Here is a 15,195-nt window from a genome sequence, read left to right as displayed (position 1 = left end):
GGGCGGCTACGGGCGTTCGAAGCGGCTGGCAGACTGGGGGCGTGACCAGCTCCGACACCGCTTCCGAGACCGTTTCCGAGGCCGCTCCGCAGGCCGCCGCCGAGGCCGCTGCCCAGGCCGGGGGCGCCGACCCGCGCGATGATTCCCCGCAGTTCGTCCTGCCGCTCGTGGTGCACATCGAGAAGGCCGAGCCGCCGGCCCGTACGGACGCCCTGCAGACGGCGGCGCGCGCGGTGCTCGCCATGCTGTCCGACGAGCGGTCCCAGGGCGAGGGCGACGAAGAGGGCGAGTGGGCGCGCGCCGTCCGGGGCTGGCAGGACGCCCGGATCCGCAAGGTGGTGCGCCGGGCGCGCGGTGCGGAGTGGCGGCGGGCGGCGACGCTGCCGGGGATCACCGTGACGGGCGCGGCGGCCGAGGTGCGGGTCTTCCCGCCCGTGCCGCTGGACGGCTGGCCCAAGGAGCTGGTCAAGCTCCAGGTGTCGGGCACGGATCTGGCCGACCCCGAGCCGCCGGCCGCACCGGACGCCGCCCGGCCGGTGCTGTGGCTGAACCCGGACCTGGAGATGTCGGCGGGCAAGGCGATGGCGCAGGCCGGGCACGGCGCGCATCTCGCCTGGTGGGGGCTGGACGACGGGGCGCGCGCGGCCTGGCGGGAAGCCGGTTTCGCGCTGTCGGTGCGGACCGCCGACCCGGCGCGCTGGGCGGAGCTGACGACGAGCGGACTGCCGGTCGTGCGGGACGCGGGCTTCACGGAGATCGCGCCGGGGTCGTGCACGGTGGTCGCGGACCACCCGGCACTTCGGGGTTGTCCGACCATCGGGTGATACTGGGCCGGAACATCTGTACTGGCGCCAGGGAGTACGAAGTTGACGAGGGCGAATAGGACGAAAACGTCCAACCGGTCAAAGTGGTCCTCGTACGCCGGGCAGTCCCTGGGCGCCTCGGCCCTCGTGCTCGCGATCGTCGCCGGGCTGGCGTTCGACGACGCCGACGAGAAGGCCGACCGGACGGACACCGCCGCCTCGCCGGCGGCGGACACCTCCGCGCGGAGCGGGTCCGACGGCACCCAGAAGAAGAAGCCGGAAGCGAAAGAGGAGAAGTGGGACGGCAAGGTCAGGGTGCTCGGCGACGGGTCGACGTCCTACACCGGCCCGCAGCCCAAACAGCCGAAGGCCGAGAAGCTGAAGCCGGGCGAGAAGCCGCCGCAGTTCGTGGTCTTCTCCTGGGACGGCGCGCTGTCCGGCGACGACGAGCTGTTCGCACACTTCCGTAAGGTCGCCAAGGCGAACGACGCGCAGATGACGTTCTTCCTCAGCTCGATGTATCTGCTGCCGAAATCGAAGGCGTCGCTGTACAAGCCGCCGCAGCACAAGCCGGGGGACGCGGCGATCTCCTACGCCACCGACCAGCACATCAAGGACACCATTTCGCAGCTGCGTGGTGCGTGGCTGGACGGCAATGAGATAGGCACCCACTTCAACGGGCATTTCTGCGGCCCCAAGGGCGGCGGCGAATGGAGCCCGGCCGAGTGGAAGAGCGAGATCGAGCAGTCGTACTCCTTCGTGCAGAACTGGAAGACGAACACGGGCTACAAGGACCTTCCGCCGCTGCCCTTCGACTTCAAGAAGGAGCTGGTGGGCGGCCGCGCCCCCTGCCTGGAGGGGCAGAAGTCGCTCCTGACGGCGGCGAAGTCCTTCGGCTGGCGCTACGACGCCAGCTCGCCCGGTGACTTCCAGCTCTGGCCGTCCCAGATCAACGGCATCTGGAATTTCCCGCTGCAACTGCTTCCGTACCCCAAGAGCGAGAAGCAGGTCCTGTCCATGGACTTCAATTTCCTCTACAACCAGTCCGGCGGCAAGACCAAGGGCGACCCGGCGAAATACGCCGAGTGGCGGAAGCTGACGCGGGACGGCTATCTCAACGGCTTCGAGCGGGTCTACAACGGCAGCCGGGCCCCGATGTTCGTCGGCAACCACTTCGAGGACTGGAACGGCGGCATCTACATGAAGGCCGTCGAGGACGTCGTGAAGTCGGTCTGCAAGCGCGACGGGGTGCGGTGCGTGTCCTTCAAGCAGCTCGCCGACTGGCTGGACGCGCAGGACCCGAAGGTGCTGGCGAAGCTGCGCGGCCTGGACCCGGCGCAGGCGCCGAACTGGCAGACGTTCCTCAAGTGACCCGCGCCCCCGCAGGGGGGCGCGGCCGTCACTTCCCCAGCTCGGTCATGTACGCCGTCCAGATGCCGATCGGGTACGGGCTGCCGGTGGCGGACTTCGCGGCGCCGCCGAGGCCGGTCAGCGGCTGCAGCTCCTGGCTCTTGGGGTCGATGCGGGAGAGCGAGACGGCGGTCGAGAGCGTGCCGCGGTAGCCGACGAACCAGGCCGACTTGTTGTCCGGGCCGGTGCCCGGCTTGCCCGCCACATCGGCCCCGGCGGCCCGTGCCGCTCCGGCGGTGCCGCGCCGGACCGTGTCGCGCAGGGCGTCGTCCACGGAGGCGGCCACGGAGGCGGGCAGGGCCCGTTCGGCCGTCGGCTTCTCCACCGGGACGGCGTCGCCGTTGCGGGTGAGCCGGGTGACGGAGTACGGCTCGCTGTGCGCGCCCCGGGCGGCGAAGGTGGCGTAGGCCCCGGCCATCCGGATGGCGCTGGGCGTGGTGGTGCCGAGGGAGAAGGCGGGCACCCGGGGGCCGAGGCTGGAGGCGAGCAGGCCCGTCTCCACGGACGTACGACCCACCCGGTCCAGGCCGACGTCCATGCCCAGCTGCATGATCGGGGCGTTGATCCCCTTGACCACCGCATCCCGCAGCGACACCTTGCCCCAGGACTTGCCGCCCTCGTTGAGCGCCTTGACGATCTTCCCGGAGCGGTCCCAGTACGGGCCCTCGGGCGTCCGGATCGTCACCTTGTCGTTGCCGTCGTAGACGGTGGCCGGGGTCACGCGCACCCGTGGCTTGCCGCGCTCGCGCTGGACGCCGTCGCGCAGGGCCGCCGCGTAGACGAAGGGGGCGTAGGCGGTGCCCGCCGGGACGACGGAGGAGTTGGCGTCGTTGAACCCCTGCTTGAGGTAGTCCGGTCCGCCGATGAGGGCGACGATGCGCCCGTCGGTGGTGACCGAGGCGGCGCCGATGCGGACGTTCCGGTCGGCCTCGCGCCGCTCGGGGTCGAGCCGGCCCCGGACGTCCGCCACGGCCTTCTTGAGTGCCTCGACCTTCGGCTTCTCGAACGTGGTGCGGATCTGGTAGCCGCCGAGGTCGAAGTCGGCGTCGGAGACCTCGGTGCGGGCGCTGACGTAGGCGCGGGCGGTCTCCACGAGATAGCCCGTCTGCCCGTTCAGCCCGGCCGGCTTGGGCGGGGCCTTGGGCTCGGGGAAGGTGGTGTACCCGGCCCGCTCCTTCGGGGAGAGCTTGCCGATGGTGACCATCCGGTCGAGGATCCAGTTCCAGCGCTCCACGGCCCGCTCGTGGTTGGCGCGGCTGATCGCCGGGTCGTAGAGGGCGGCTCCCTTGAGCAGCGAGGCGAGCACGGCGCCCTCGCTGGCGTTGAGCTGTGAGACGTCCTTGCCGTAGTAGGCGTGGGCGGCGCGCTGGATGCCGTAGGTGCCGCGCCCGTACCAGCTGGTGTTGAGGTAGCCCTCCAGGATCTCCGACTTGGTCATCTTGTTGTCCAGCTTGATGGCGATGAACATCTCGGTGATCTTGCGGGTGAAGGTCTGCTCCTGGTTGAGGTAGGCGTTCTTCACGTACTGCTGGGTGATGGTGGACCCGCCCTGGGTCTCCCCGCCCGTGATCATCCTGGTGAGGGCGCGGGTGATGCCGCTGACGGAGATGCCGCTGTCGGAGTAGAAGGTCTCGTTCTCGGCGGCCAGCGCGGCCCAGCGCACCTTCTCGGGGACCTTCTCCAGGGCGGTGTCCTGCCGGTTGACCTCGCCGGTACGGGCCATCTCGGTGCCGTCGGCCCAGTAGTAGACGTTGTCCTGCTGGGTGGCGAAGGCGTTGAGGTCGGTGGGTATCTCCGTGCGCGCGTAGAGGACGCCGACGAGGGCCGCGAACGCGCCGATGACGACGGCGGCCGCGCCGAGGCTCTGCCGCCACGACGGCACCCACCGGCGGAAGCCCCGCCGCCCCGGGCGGGGGTAGGCGGGGCGCAGCCGCCCGAGCAGGCGGGAGGCGGGCCGACGGCGGCGGGCCGGGGCGGCGTGGTTCCGGGCGTGCGCCCCATTTCGACGTTCGAACACCGCTCGACCCTACGACCCGGGTCAAATCCCCGGGATGCCGGTTCCGTCACAGTCCTCCCGCGCCCTCCCTTGGCCCGGGGGGATCCGCCGCCGGGAAGGCCGAAAAGGGTGGCAGGAACAGCCTCACCACGCCTTTACACTTCTGTAGACGAGGAACATCCCGGTCGTACCGGGCGGGAAGACGAGCAGAGAGAACGCCGCAGGCATGTCAGCAGCCACACCTACCACCGTGGTCCGTCAGGGCCGGCGCCGCGCGAACGGGGCGCTGGAGGGCGAGGTCCTCACGGCGCTGCAGCGGGCCGAGGGCTCGCTGACCCCCCGCGAGGTCCAGAGCAGGCTCGCGGGCGAGCTGACGTACAGCACGGTCGTGACGATCCTGTCCCGGCTGCACGCCAAGGAGGTGCTCACCCGCACCCCCCGCGGCCGGGCCTACGCCTACGCCCCCGTCACCGACGACTGCGGGCTGGCCGCCCGCCGGATGCACAAGGTCCTCGACGGCCGCCCGGACCGGGAGGCCGTGCTGACCCGCTTCGTCAGCGAGCTGACCGCCATGGACGAGGCACTGCTGCGGCAGCTGCTGGCGGCCGGCGTCCGCTAGGACCTGCCGGCGGATCTTCGCCGTTACTGACGTCTCGTCACGCCCACAGCCAGACGCGGCGGTTCCGTGCCACTGTGTGGACGCGGGCCACCCGGTCGGGACGCAGGACTCCGCCCAGCGTGCCGAGCTCGGGGATCTCCCGCTCCCGCAGGACCCGTACGTCCTCCAGGGCGGCCGGTACCTCCACGCTCGTGGCTCCGACGACCACCAGCACCGGCCGTACCCGCACCGGGAAACCGCAGCCCCGGGACAGCACCAGCGACGAGCGCGCCGCGTCCCGTCGCGCGTCGCGCAGGTGCGGGTGCGGCCGGCGCTCCCGGGCCACCCGCACCAGGGTGTCGTCGACCAGGACCCGCCGCTTGCGGGCGTGCTTCACCCCGACGCAGAAGACCCCGCCGGGGCCGATCAGCAGATGGGCGATGATCGCGTCGCCCGGCAGGACGATGGAGTGCACCACCTCCCAGCCGCCCGCCGTCAGCTCCTCCAGCGCCGTCCCGACAAGCTGCTCACCGGCCAGCGCCGTGCGCCACTCGTCCTCCACGGGCCTGCGCCCCAGCAGCCGGGCGAGGGCGAGCCGGGCCCGGCCGGTGCCGGACGCGTCGAGCCGCGCGCGGAGCGTCTCCCCCGGGCGGTTCGGGGCGAGATCGTCGTCGGGCGGCAGGAACAGCCGCTCCGGATCGTAGTTCTTACCGTCCCCGGTCCTCTTCGCGCCCGGCCGCTCGCGCACTCCTACCACCCCCATCCGCCATACTGCCGCAGAAGTGCGGGAACCAACCCAATTTCCCGCCCGTTGAACCGAGTGAGGCCCCGCGACGTCCCCCCGATCGCGGGGCCTCGCCCGCGCCCCCGGCGCCCACACCGGGGCGGGCCCGTACGGCGGCCGTGGGGCACCCCTCTTCGGGCGCAATGCGACCGACACTGCTCCGTGGTGCTTTACAACATCAACTGCCGAACCAATTATCCCTTTTGTCGCATTGACGTGAAGGGATGGCCAGTGAGAGCAGCAGCCCTGTACGGAATCCTCGGGTCCCTGGTCCTCACCGGGCTCACCACCCCCGCCGACGGCGTCGGCCACACCCTCCCGCCGGGGGGCCGGGCCGAGGCGCGCGGCGTGGCCCTCGCGGCCGAGCGGGCCGCCGCCCGGGGCATCGCGTTCGGCGCCTGCCCGGCCGGCGAACAGCTCCCGGAGTCGATCCGGTGCGGCACGGTCTCGGTACCGCTGGACTACGCCCGCCCCAACGGCAAGCAGATCCGCCTCACCGTCAGCCGCGGGGCCGCCACCGGCACCCCCGACCGGCGCCAGGGCTCCCTGGTCTACAACCCGGGCGGGCCGGGCAGCTCCGGCATGTGGTTCCCGCTGCTCGCCGGCCTCGCGCAGTGGCACGCGACCGCCCAGGCGTACGACTTCGTCGGCTACGCGCCGCGCGGCGTCGCCCGGTCGGCGCCGCTGTCCTGCATGGACCCGAAGCGGTTCGCCAAGGCCCCCACGCTGGCGCCGAAGCACCCCTCCGCCGCCTACAAGAAGAAGCGCGTCGCACAGGCACGGGCGTACGCGCGCTCGTGCGCCCGGAAGGCGGGCAGTGACCTCCAGCACTTCACGAGCCTCAACAACGCCCGTGACCTCGATGTGCTGCGCGCCGCGCTCGGTGAGAAGCGGCTCTCCTACATGGGGGCGTCGTACGGCACGTACTTCGGCGCGCTGTACGCCACGCTCTTCCCCGGGCACGTGCGCCGCATGGTCTTCGACAGTGTGGTCGACCCCCGCACCAGTCAGGTCTGGTACCGCAACAACCTCGACCAGTCCGCCGCGTTCGAGACGCGCTGGGGCGACTGGCGGCGCTGGGCCGCCCGGCACGACGACGTCTACCACCTGGGCCGCACCGCCCGGCAGGTGCTGGCCTCGTACGACACGGCGCGGGCCCGGCTCGCCCGGCGTCCCGCGGGCGGGACGGTCGGGCCGGGGCAGCTGCAGTCGGCGTTCCTCAAGATGGGCTACGCCGACAGTTTCTGGGCGCGGGGAGCCAATGCCCTGTCCGCGTATCTGCGCGGCGACGACGAGCCGCTGCGCGTGCTCGCCGCACCCGCCCCCGAGGCCGCGCGGGCGGAGGAGAACAGCAACGCCGTCTACACCTCCGTCGAGTGCAACGACGCGCCCTGGCCGCGCTCCTGGGCGGTCTGGAACCGGGACAACACCCGGCTCGCCCGCCGCGCGCCCTTCGAGACGTGGGACAACGCCTGGATGAACCTGCCGTGCGCGTTCTGGCAGGTGCGCCAGCAGAAGCCGCTGCCGATCCGGGTGGCGAAGGGCGCGCTGCCGCCCACGCTGCTGCTGGCCGCCGAGCGGGACGCGGCCACGCCGTACCGGGGGGCGCTGGAACTCCAGCGCAGGCTGCCGGGCTCGGCGCTGGTCACCGAGCGCGGCGCGGGCACCCACGGCATCGCGGGCGGCCCCAACACGTGCGTGAACCGCCACACCGAGCGCTATCTGCTCACCGGCGCGGTCCCCGGGCGCCGCACCTCCTGCGCGGCACGCCCGGAGCCCCAGCCGACGACCGGCACGACCCGGACCTGACGGCCCGGGCCCCTCTACGCCGGACCGCCGAACGCCCGACCACGACCGGCTACGCCAGACCCGCGACCAACTCCGAGACGGCCTTACGGCGACCGGGCCGCATCCCCCGGGGGACGACCCCCGGACCCCCAGCCCGACCCCCGACCACGACCGGCTACGCCAGACCCGCGACCAACTCCGAGACGGCCTTACGGCGACCGGTGTAGAACGGCACCTCTTCACGGACGTGCATGCGCGCCTCCGAGGCGCGCAGGTGACGCATGAGGTCGACGATGCGGTACAGCTCGTCGGCCTCGAAGGCCAGGATCCACTCGTAGTCGCCGAGCGAGAAGGAGGCGACGGTGTTGGCGCGCACGTCCGGGTAGCCGCGCGCCATCTTGCCGTGGTCCGCGAGCATGCGGCGGCGGTCCTCGTCGGGCAGCAGGTACCAGTCGTAACTGCGCACGAAGGGGTAGACGCTGACGTAGTCGCGCGGCGTCTCGTCCGCGAGGAACGCCGGGATGTGCGACTTGTTGAACTCGGCGGGGCGGTGCAGCGCCATGTTCGACCACACCGGCTCCAGCGCGCGGCCGAGCTTCGTGCGGCGGAAGAGGTTGTACGCGTCCTGGAGGGCGTCCGAGGTCTCCGAGTGCCACCAGATCATCACATCGGCATCGGCCCGCAGACCCGACAGGTCGTACGTACCGCGCACGGTGACGTCCTTCTCGGCGAGCTGCGCGAACAGCTCCTCCACCTCGTCGGCGTAGCCCGCCCGGTCCTGGGGCAGGACGTCACGCAGCTTGAACACCGACCAGAGGGTGTAGCGGATGACCTCGTTGAGGTCCTTGGCCTTCTTGCCGGCGTTCGGGTTCTTCTGAGGGGCGTCAGTCATGTCCCTATTCTCCCCCGCGGCCTTCGGCGCCCGCCGCCAGGGTCCGCAGCACCTCGTCGGCGGCCCGGTGACCACTGGAGACGCAGGCCGGGATGCCCACACCGTCGTAGGCGGCGCCACAGACCCGCAGGCCCGGCAGGCCCGCGACGTGCTCGCGGATACGGGCGACCCGGTCCAGATGTCCCACCGGGTACTGCGGCAGCCCGCCGTGCCAGCGGGTGACACGGGTGTCGACGGGGGTCGCCGCAAGGCCCACCGCGTCCCCGAGGTCCTTGAGCGACATCGATACCAGCTCGGAGTCCTCGCGCTCCAGATCCTCCTCGTCACCGAACCGCCCGATCGAGGTACGCAGGACGAAGAGATCCGGGTCGGCGTCCGCGTTCCACTGCCACTTGTTGCTGGAGAAGGTGGACGCCTTGATCTTGCGGCCGTCGACGGGCGGCACGAGGAAGCCGCTGCCGTGCGCGAGCCCTTCCACTGCCGGGCGGCGGAAGGCCAGGGTGACCAGGGCCATGGAGGCGTACTCGACGGCGGCCAGCTCGGTGGCGGCCGGCCGGCACACCGACCCCAACAGGCGGGCCGCTTCGTGCGTGGGGGTGGCGAGGACGACGGCGTCCGCCGTGAGCGTCCCCGCCTCCAGCTCGATCCGCCAGCCGTCGGCCTCGCGCCGCACCGCCACCACCGGCGTGTCGGGACGGATCTCCCCGCCGGCCGCGCGCACGGCGTCCGCGACGGCGAGGGGCAGCCGCCCGATGCCACCGGCGATGCCCATGAAGACCGGCCGGTCCGCGCCGGCCCCGGCCCGCGCCTCTCCGTCGTCGCCGGCCTCCCGGGCGGCCTGCGCCTGGACGGCCCGTACGCCTTCGGCCAGCGAGCGGTGGGTGCGCGCCGCCTCGAAGAGCTTCGGGACGGCCGCCCGCATCGAGATCCGGTAGGCGTCGCCCGCGTAGACGCCGCCCAGGAGCGGCTCGACCAGCCGGTCCACGACCTCGCGGCCCATCCGCTCCGCCACGTAGGCACCGACGGCGACGTCCTCACCGGTCTCCGTGTGCGGCAGCTCCTCGTCCCGGGCGATCCGGGCGAGGCCCTCGTCGGAGAGCACCCCGGAGGCGGCCAGCGGGGCGAGCACTCCGGGCACGCCCATCAGATGGCCCTTGGGCATGGGCCGCAGGCCGCCGCGCGTCCACAGCGCCGCCGTGGTGGCGGCCGGCGGCTGGAGCCGGTCGGCGAGGCCGACCGCGCGGGCCAGGTCGACGGCCTCCGGCCGCCGCGCCAGCATCGACTCGGCCCCGAGGTCCACCGGCACGCCCGCGATCTCGCCCGCCAGGAGCTTGCCGCCGAGCCGGCCCGACGCCTCCAGGACCGTGACCCTCGCGCCGCCCCGCGACAGCCGGTGGGCCGCCGCCAGCCCCGAGATCCCGCCACCGATGACGACCACATGGTTCGTACGCGTGTCCACTGCGCTCATGGGCCCACTCTCTCAGACCCCGCCGCACCTCCCCGGGGACCCCCGGGGCCCGCGCGCACGTCCATTGACAGGGCCCGGCGGCCCGCCGAGACTCGTCACCGGCCGATCATGAACGGGCGTTCACCGGGCGAACACGTGCGGTGGCGCGCGTGGACAAGACGTCGACCGCCGACCGCCCGACCGCTGATGGAGAAGCCATGAACGACCGCATCCGCGACGTCTACATCGTCGACGCCGTCCGCACCCCCGTCGGCAAGTACGGCGGCGCCCTCGCCGCCGTCCGCCCCGACGACCTCGCCGCACACGTCGTCCGGGCCCTCGTCCAGCGGGCTCCCGGCCTCGATCCGGCCAGGATCGACGACGTCGTCCTCGGCAACGCCAACGGCGCCGGGGAGGAGAACCGCAACGTCGCGCGGATGGCCGTGCTGCTCGCGGGGCTGCCGGTGACCGTGCCCGGCGCGACCGTCAACCGGCTGTGCGCCTCCGGTCTGGAGGCGGTCGTGCAGGCGTACCGCGCCATCGCCCTCGGCGACGCGTCGGTGGTGATCGCGGGCGGCGTCGAGTCGATGAGCCGCGCCCCCTGGGTGCTGCCCAAGCCCGAGCGGGCCTTCCCGGCCGGCGACCAGCGGATGTACTCGACCACCCTCGGCTGGCGGATGACCAACCCGGCCATGGAGCCGCGGTGGACGACCTCGCTCGGGGAGGGTGCCGAACTGATCGCGGACCGGCACGGCATCACCCGGGAGCAGCAGGACGCGTTCGCGCTCGCCAGTCACGAGAAGGCGGCGCGGGCGTGGAAGGAGGGCGCGTACGACGCCGAGGTGGTGCCGCTGCCCGGCGTCGGACTGCCGCGGGACGAGACCATCCGCGATGCCACCTCCCCCGAGGCGCTGGCGCGGCTGAAGCCGGTCTTCCGTACGGAGGGCGGGACGGTCACCGCGGGCAACTCCTCGCCGCTGAACGACGGTGCCGCCGCGCTGCTGCTCGTGGACGAGGAGGGGCTGCGGCTGACCGGCCGTGAGCCGCTGGCCCGGGTACGGGCCTCGGCCGTCACGGGCATCGAGCCGGATCTGTTCGGCCTCGGTCCCGTCGAGGCGGTACGGCGGGCGCTGGCCAAGGCGGGCCGTGGCTTCGGCGACGTGACCCACTTCGAGCTCAATGAGGCCTTCGCCGCCCAGGCGTTGGGCTGCTTCGCGGAATGGCCGGAACTGGACCCCGGTGTCGTCAACGCCCGGGGCGGCGCGATCGCGATCGGCCACCCGCTGGGCTGCTCCGGCGCCCGGCTGGCGGGGTCGGTCGCCCACCAGCTGGCGGCGGCGGGCTCCGGCACGGGGCTGGCGGCGCTGTGCATCGGTGTCGGGCAGGGGCAGGCGCTGGTCCTCGAACGCTGAACCGGCGGACGCGGCGTCGGCGAACCGGCCGGGAATCACCGGGAGTCGGGCGCGCGGGGATCAACGGCCCGCGCGCCGGGGTAGGTCCTCGGCCATGGCAACCACCGAACCGTTAGCCCAGGGCACCGGCCGTGACGTCGAGGACGTGACCGAGGACTTCGCTGAGGACTGCGCCGGGATCGCGGCCGGCGAGGCGGCGGGCTCCGTCCCGCCGTACCGCGGCCGTCCCGAGCGGCACCCCCGGCAGCGGCCCGTCCCGCTCGTCCTCGATCCCGACGCCGTCGAACTGCGCGCGCCCGTCTTCGGCGCGGCCGATGTGAGCCCGCTCGACGCCGATCTGACGACCGGGCACCACGGGGAGCCGCTGGGTGAGCGGATCACCGTCGGCGGACGGGTCCTGGACGGCCGGGGGCGCCCGGTGCGCGGCCAGTTGGTGGAGCTGTGGCAGGCCAACGCCGCCGGCCGCTATGTGCACCGGATGGACCGGCACGCCGCGCCGCTCGATGCGAACTTCACGGGTGCGGGCCGGTGCCTCACCGACGACGACGGCCGCTACCGCTTCACCACCATCCGGCCCGGCGCCTATCCCGACGTCACCCGTCACAACGCCTGGCGCCCCTCCCATCTGCATTTCTCCCTCTTCGGTACCGCGTTCACCCAGCGTCTGGTCACCCAGATGTACTTCCCCGGGGACCCGCTGCTGCCCTACGACTCGATCTGGACCTCCGTCCGCGACGCGACCGCCCGCCGGCGTCTGGTCGCCGCCTACGACCCCGGGCTGAACGAACCCGGGCTGTCCCTGGGCTACCGCTGGGACGTCGTCCTGGACGGGCCGGCCGCCACCTGGGCCGAGGAGGGCCGCTGAATGTCCCTGCCCGCCACCCCCGCGCAGACCATCGGCCCCTTCCACGGCACCGCCCTGCCCTTCCCCGGCGGCGGGGAGGCGGCCCCCGTCGGACACCCGGACACGATCACCGTGCACGGCTGCGTCCGCGACGGCGACGGGGCACCCGTGCCGGAGGCGCTGCTGGAGTTCTGGCAGGCCGCCCCGGACGGTTCGCTCGTGGGCGCGCCCGGCAGTCTGCGGCGCGACGGTGCCGTCTTCACGGGTTTCGCGCGGGTCGTCACCCGCGAAGACGGCCATTACGCGCTGCGCACCCTGCCGCCCGGCGAGGCGCCCTATCTCGCGGTGTGTCTCCTCGCACCGGGCCTGACGCGTCATCTGTTCACCCGTGTCTACCTGGCCTTCCCCGAGCACGACCCGCTGATCGACGCCCTGCCGCCCGCCCGGCGCGCCACGTTGCTGGCCACGCCGGAGGCGGGTGGCCACCGCACGTACCGCTTCGACATCCGGCTCCGGGGCGGCGCCGAAACGGTCTTCCTCGCTTTCCCCGGCCGGGGCGGACGGCCCGGTCCCCCGTAGCTTGGGGCGTGACGGACCGGACGGACGGCGAGAGGACGGGAACGCGATGGCGGCGACGCGACTGGTGATCGTCGGAGGGGACGCGGCGGGCATGTCCGCGGCCTCGCAGGCGCGCAGGCTCAAGGGCCCGGACGAACTGGAGATCACGGCGTTCGAGCGGGGGCACTTCACCTCGTACTCGGCGTGCGGCATCCCCTACTGGGCGGGTGGTGTGGTCGACGGGCCGGACGCGCTCATCGCCCGCGCCCCCGAGGAGCACCGCCGGCGCGGCATCGATCTGCGGACGCGTACGGAGGTGACGGAGCTGGACGTGGCCGGGCAGCGGGTGCGGGCGCGTGATCTGGAATCGGGCACGGAGCGCTGGCACGGCTACGACCGGCTGGTTCTGGCCACGGGCGCCCGCCCGGTCCGGCCGCCGATCGAGGGCATCGACGCGCGCGGGGTGTACGGGGTGCAGACCCTGGACGACGGCCGGGCACTGATCGACGGGCTGGCGAAGCTCGACCCGGCGGGCCCGCGCCGCGCGGTCGTGATCGGCGCCGGGTACATCGGGGTGGAGATGGCGGAGGCGCTCAGTCTGCGCGGCTTCGAGGTGACGGTCATCGAGCGTGCCGAGCAGCCGATGGCCACGCTGGATCCGGACATGGGCGCCCTGGTCCGGGAGGCGATGTCCGGCATGGGCATCGAGGTGGTGACGGGGACCGAGGTCACCTCGATCGTCACCGGCCCGGCAGGCCCCGACGCCCCGGACGGTGCGGTCACGGCGGTCGTCGCCGGGGAGCGGCGGTTCCCGGCCGAGGTGGTGGTGCTGGGGCTGGGGGTACGCCCCGAGACATCGCTGGCCGAGGCGGCGGGGCTGCCGCTCGGCGAGTCGGGCGGACTGCTGACGGATCAGGCGATGCGGGTGCGCGGCCACGGGAACATCTGGGCCGGAGGCGACTGCGTGGAGGTCTGGGACCTGGTGGCCGGCCGTACCCGGCACATCGCGCTGGGCACGCACGCCAACAAGCACGGTCAGGTGATCGGCTCGAACATCGGCGGCGGCTACGCCACGTTCCCGGGCGTGGTCGGCACGGCCGTGAGCAAGGTGTGCGACCTGGAGATCGCCCGTACGGGCCTGCTGGAGGCCCAGGCCACGGCGGCGGGGCTGCAGTTCGTGACCGTCACCGTGGAGTCGACGAGCCGCGCCGGGTACTACCCGGGCGCGCGCCCGATGACGGTGAAGATGCTCGCCGAGCGCCGCACGGGCAGGCTGCTCGGCGTCCAGATCGTCGGCCGGGAGGGCGCGGCCAAGCGGGTGGACGTCGCGGCGGTGGCCCTGACGGCCCGTATGACGGTGGAGCAGATGACGGCGCTGGACCTGGGCTACGCCCCGCCGTTCTCCCCGGTGTGGGACCCGGTTCTCGTCGCGGCGCGCAAGGCCGCCGCGGCCTGCCTGCGGCAGTGAGCGCCCTGCGGGCGCGTCCTCAAAACGCCGGACGGGCTTGGCGGCTGAGCTCAGCCGAATCAAGCCCGTCCGGCGATTGAGGACGAAACGGCGGGTCAGACGCCGACCGGGACCGGCCGGCAAGGCCCTAGCGGGCCGTCTGCTCGTGGACGTAGGCGACCAGGCGGGTCAGCGCGTCCGGGTCGGTGGTGGGCAGCACGCCGTGGCCGAGGTTGAAGACGTGGCCCTCCAGCTTCTCCGCCGCGTCCAGGACCTCGCGGGCCTTGGTCTCGACGGCCTCGTGGCCGGCGAAGAGGACGGCCGGGTCGAGGTTGCCCTGGAGCGCCTTGCCGGGGCCGACGCGGCGCGCGGCCTCGTCCATGGGGATGCGCCAGTCGACGCCGACGACGTCCGCACCGGCCTCGCCCATGAGGCCGAGCAGCTCGCCCGTGCCGACGCCGAAGTGGATGCGCGGCACGCCGTAGCCGGCGACGGCGTCGAAGACCTTGGCCGAGGCGGGCATGACGGAGCGGCGGTAGTCGGCCGGGGCCAGGGCGCCGACCCAGGAGTCGAAGAGCTGCACGGCCGAGGCGCCCGCCTCGATCTGCACCTTCAGGAAGGCGGCGGTGATGTCCGCGAGGCGGTCGAGGAGGTCGGCCCACAGCTCCGGGTCGCCGTACATGAGCGCCTTGGTGTGCTCGTGGTTGCGCGACGGGCCGCCCTCGACGAGGTAGCTGGCCAGGGTGAAGGGGGCGCCGGCGAAGCCGATGAGCGGGGTGGTGCCCAGCTCGGCGGTGAGCATGCCGATGGCCTCGGTCACGTACGGCACGTCGTCCGCGTCGAGCGGGCGCAGCCGGTCGAGGTCGGCGCGGCTGCGGATCGGCTGGGCCACGACCGGGCCGACGCCGGGCTTGATGTCGAGGTCGATGCCGATGGCCTTGAGCGGGACGACGATGTCGCTGAAGAAGATCGCGGCGTCGACGTTGTGGCGGCGCACGGGCTGGAGGGTGATCTCGGTGACGAGGTCGGGGCGCATGCAGGACTCCAGCATGGCGGTGCCCTCACGGACCTTGCGGTACTCGGGAAGGGAGCGTCCCGCCTGCCGCATGAACCAGACCGGGGTATGGGGTACGGGTTCGCGTCGGCACGCCCGCAGGAACGCCGAGTCGTGCGCCGCGGTGCGGCCGGTCTGAAGCTGGCTGCGCTCACTCATGCC

At 73.1% G+C, this 15,195-nt stretch carries 13 protein-coding genes; 8 read left to right on the top strand and 5 right to left on the bottom strand.

The features are described from left to right. Nucleotides 1-41 precede the first annotated feature (41 nt). Together JO379_RS26195 and JO379_RS26190 are read left to right on the top strand one after the other, a co-directional pair. Nucleotides 42-824 (top strand): aminoacyl-tRNA hydrolase, encoded by a 783-nt coding sequence (locus JO379_RS26195; RefSeq protein WP_209517209.1) that lies wholly within the window; start codon nt 42-44, stop codon nt 822-824. A gap of 42 nt (nt 825-866) precedes the next feature. Beyond that, the gene (locus JO379_RS26190; RefSeq protein WP_372449109.1) at nt 867-2,174 is read left to right on the top strand and encodes a polysaccharide deacetylase family protein; all 1,308 of its coding nucleotides are present in this window, start codon (nt 867-869) and stop codon (nt 2,172-2,174) included. 28 nt (nt 2,175-2,202) lie between these two features. On the opposite strand, the gene JO379_RS26185 is transcribed toward JO379_RS26190, so the two are convergent. Then, on the bottom strand, nt 2,203-4,230 hold the full coding sequence (locus tag JO379_RS26185) for a transglycosylase domain-containing protein (RefSeq protein WP_307842141.1): 2,028 nt from the start codon (nt 4,228-4,230) through the stop codon (nt 2,203-2,205). 205 nt (nt 4,231-4,435) lie between these two features. Between JO379_RS26185 and JO379_RS26180 the strand changes: the two genes are divergently transcribed. Next, nucleotides 4,436-4,828 carry a BlaI/MecI/CopY family transcriptional regulator gene (locus tag JO379_RS26180; protein WP_130881690.1) on the top strand — a complete coding sequence of 131 codons (393 nt, stop codon included), beginning with the start codon at nt 4,436-4,438 and terminating at the stop codon, nt 4,826-4,828. Between the two features lie 37 nt (nt 4,829-4,865). Here JO379_RS26180 and JO379_RS26175 read toward each other — a convergent pair whose 3' ends face one another. Beyond that, nucleotides 4,866-5,570 carry a nuclease-related domain-containing protein gene (locus JO379_RS26175; protein WP_209517207.1) on the bottom strand — a complete coding sequence of 235 codons (705 nt, stop codon included), beginning with the start codon at nt 5,568-5,570 and terminating at the stop codon, nt 4,866-4,868. 252 nt (nt 5,571-5,822) lie between these two features. Here JO379_RS26175 and JO379_RS26170 point away from each other — a divergent pair, with 252 nt between their 5' ends. Then, nucleotides 5,823-7,400, top strand: coding sequence for an alpha/beta hydrolase (locus JO379_RS26170; RefSeq protein ID WP_209517205.1), 1,578 nt, complete (start codon nt 5,823-5,825; stop codon nt 7,398-7,400). Nucleotides 7,401-7,554: 154 nt separating this feature from the next. On the opposite strand, the gene hemQ is transcribed toward JO379_RS26170, so the two are convergent. Next, on the bottom strand, nt 7,555-8,271 hold the full coding sequence (gene hemQ / locus JO379_RS26165; RefSeq protein ID WP_130881693.1) for a hydrogen peroxide-dependent heme synthase: 717 nt from the start codon (nt 8,269-8,271) through the stop codon (nt 7,555-7,557). Nucleotides 8,272-8,275: 4 nt separating this feature from the next. Next, nucleotides 8,276-9,739 (bottom strand): protoporphyrinogen oxidase, encoded by a 1,464-nt coding sequence (hemG, locus tag JO379_RS26160; protein ID WP_209517203.1) that lies wholly within the window; start codon nt 9,737-9,739, stop codon nt 8,276-8,278. 197 nt (nt 9,740-9,936) lie between these two features. Here hemG and JO379_RS26155 point away from each other — a divergent pair, with 197 nt between their 5' ends. From JO379_RS26155 to JO379_RS26140, 4 genes are all read left to right on the top strand, one after another. Further along, nucleotides 9,937-11,130 carry a thiolase family protein gene (locus JO379_RS26155; RefSeq protein ID WP_130881695.1) on the top strand — a complete coding sequence of 398 codons (1,194 nt, stop codon included), beginning with the start codon at nt 9,937-9,939 and terminating at the stop codon, nt 11,128-11,130. 94 nt (nt 11,131-11,224) lie between these two features. After that, the gene (gene pcaH, locus JO379_RS26150; RefSeq protein ID WP_209517201.1) at nt 11,225-11,995 is read left to right on the top strand and encodes a protocatechuate 3,4-dioxygenase subunit beta; all 771 of its coding nucleotides are present in this window, start codon (nt 11,225-11,227) and stop codon (nt 11,993-11,995) included. Further along, the gene (gene pcaG / locus JO379_RS26145; RefSeq protein WP_209517199.1) at nt 11,996-12,553 is read left to right on the top strand and encodes a protocatechuate 3,4-dioxygenase subunit alpha; all 558 of its coding nucleotides are present in this window, start codon (nt 11,996-11,998) and stop codon (nt 12,551-12,553) included. A 46-nt stretch (nt 12,554-12,599) separates the two neighbouring features. Beyond that, nucleotides 12,600-14,000, top strand: a complete 1,401-nt coding sequence (locus JO379_RS26140; RefSeq protein ID WP_130881698.1) for an FAD-dependent oxidoreductase — start codon at nt 12,600-12,602, stop codon at nt 13,998-14,000. 127 nt (nt 14,001-14,127) lie between these two features. Here JO379_RS26140 and hemE read toward each other — a convergent pair whose 3' ends face one another. Continuing rightward, nucleotides 14,128-15,192: a uroporphyrinogen decarboxylase gene (hemE, locus tag JO379_RS26135; protein WP_209517197.1), complete on the bottom strand. Its 1,065-nt coding sequence runs from the start codon at nt 15,190-15,192 to the stop codon at nt 14,128-14,130. Nucleotides 15,193-15,195 lie beyond the last annotated feature (3 nt).

It is taken from the genome of Streptomyces syringium (assembly GCF_017876625.1).
Lineage (GTDB): Bacteria > Actinomycetota > Actinomycetes > Streptomycetales > Streptomycetaceae > Streptomyces > Streptomyces syringius.
The sequence above is the reverse complement of the archived record's forward strand: the minus strand, read 5'-3'. Positions and strand labels throughout refer to the sequence as shown.

What these genes read in the sequence shown, in the direction of transcription:
- JO379_RS26175 (WP_209517207.1), bottom strand. Translation starts at nt 5,570, where the DNA reads ATGGGGGTGGTAGGAGTGCGCGAGCGGCCGGGCGCGAAGAGGACCGGG.
- JO379_RS26155 (WP_130881695.1), top strand. Translation starts at nt 9,937, where the DNA reads ATGAACGACCGCATCCGCGACGTCTACATCGTCGACGCCGTCCGCACC.
- pcaH (WP_209517201.1), top strand. Translation starts at nt 11,225, where the DNA reads ATGGCAACCACCGAACCGTTAGCCCAGGGCACCGGCCGTGACGTCGAG.
- JO379_RS26180 (WP_130881690.1), top strand. Translation starts at nt 4,436, where the DNA reads ATGTCAGCAGCCACACCTACCACCGTGGTCCGTCAGGGCCGGCGCCGC.
- hemQ (WP_130881693.1), bottom strand. Translation starts at nt 8,271, where the DNA reads ATGACTGACGCCCCTCAGAAGAACCCGAACGCCGGCAAGAAGGCCAAG.
- hemE (WP_209517197.1), bottom strand. Translation starts at nt 15,192, where the DNA reads ATGAGTGAGCGCAGCCAGCTTCAGACCGGCCGCACCGCGGCGCACGAC.
- pcaG (WP_209517199.1), top strand. Translation starts at nt 11,996, where the DNA reads ATGTCCCTGCCCGCCACCCCCGCGCAGACCATCGGCCCCTTCCACGGC.
- hemG (WP_209517203.1), bottom strand. Translation starts at nt 9,739, where the DNA reads ATGAGCGCAGTGGACACGCGTACGAACCATGTGGTCGTCATCGGTGGC.
- JO379_RS26140 (WP_130881698.1), top strand. Translation starts at nt 12,600, where the DNA reads ATGGCGGCGACGCGACTGGTGATCGTCGGAGGGGACGCGGCGGGCATG.